At 47.8% G+C, this 335-nt stretch carries 1 pseudogene; it reads left to right on the top strand.

Features of this window, described 5'->3' with window-relative positions:
• Nucleotides 1–175: 175 nt before the first annotated feature.
• Nucleotides 176–335 (top strand): annotated as a pseudogene (locus RTW80_RS28105) (xylose isomerase); the annotation flags it as partial.

The following is a 335-nucleotide window of genomic DNA, read 5'->3' as shown; positions in this document are numbered from 1 at the left end:
ATTCTGGAATGCGCGCCGAAAAATAGTTTGTCTGCGCATTATTTTGCGAGCCAGCGCACAATTGCGCATTATCTCAATAGCAGTGTGAAATAACGTAATTGAGCAACCTCCAATGTCTATTCACTATTACTCCAGAAGCAAGACCACGCCGCATACCCTGATTATGGAGCTCAATATGCAAGCTTATTTCGACCAACTCGATCGCGTTCGTTTCGAAGGCACGAAAACGACCAATCCTTTAGCATTTCGTCACTACAACCCGGATGAGCTGGTGCTGGGTAAGCGCATGGAAGATCACTTGCGCTTTGCCGCCTGCTACTGGCACACCTTCTGCT

Origin of the sequence: Escherichia sp. AM3 (genome assembly GCF_032029835.1) — a bacterium.
Taxonomy (GTDB): domain Bacteria; phylum Pseudomonadota; class Gammaproteobacteria; order Enterobacterales; family Enterobacteriaceae; genus Escherichia; species Escherichia coli.
This window is presented reverse-complemented; position numbering and strand designations above follow the sequence as displayed.